This window comes from Mesorhizobium sp. M00.F.Ca.ET.216.01.1.1 (assembly GCF_004010325.2).
Classification (GTDB): Bacteria; Pseudomonadota; Alphaproteobacteria; order Rhizobiales; family Rhizobiaceae; genus Mesorhizobium.
This window is the reverse complement of the sequence record NZ_SADR02000380.1, coordinates 1-317: the sequence shown is the minus strand read 5'-3', so window position 1 is coordinate 317 and position 317 is coordinate 1. Positions and strand designations below refer to the sequence as shown.

Below are 317 nucleotides of genomic sequence, written 5' to 3'. Positions count from 1 at the left end.
CCCAGCTCGCCGACGCTGCCGCGCAATTGGCAGGCGCCGGCGGCACGACCTCGCTGCTTGACAATTTGCGCAACGCGATCGGCATCGACGACCTTGACGTGACGACGGACGAGAAGGGCGGCACGGCGGTTTCGGCCGGCAAGTATCTCAACGACCGCACCTATGTGACCATACAAAAGGGCGACAAGCCAGGCTCCGGCAAGGCAACGATCGACCTCGATGTCGGGAAGGGCGTCAAGCTGCGCGGCGAGGCCAACGACGCCGGCGAAGCTAAGGGCGGCGTCTTTTACGAACGCGAATATTGAGGCCGCGACGTC

Annotated in this window: 1 protein-coding gene; it reads left to right on the top strand. The window is 64.4% G+C overall.

Features of this window, described 5'->3' with window-relative positions:
- The coding region (locus EN859_RS36575) for a translocation/assembly module TamB domain-containing protein (protein WP_135913703.1) at window positions 1-305 on the top strand (305 nt) is incomplete at its 5' end.
- Between the last annotated feature and the right edge of the window lie 12 nt (window positions 306-317).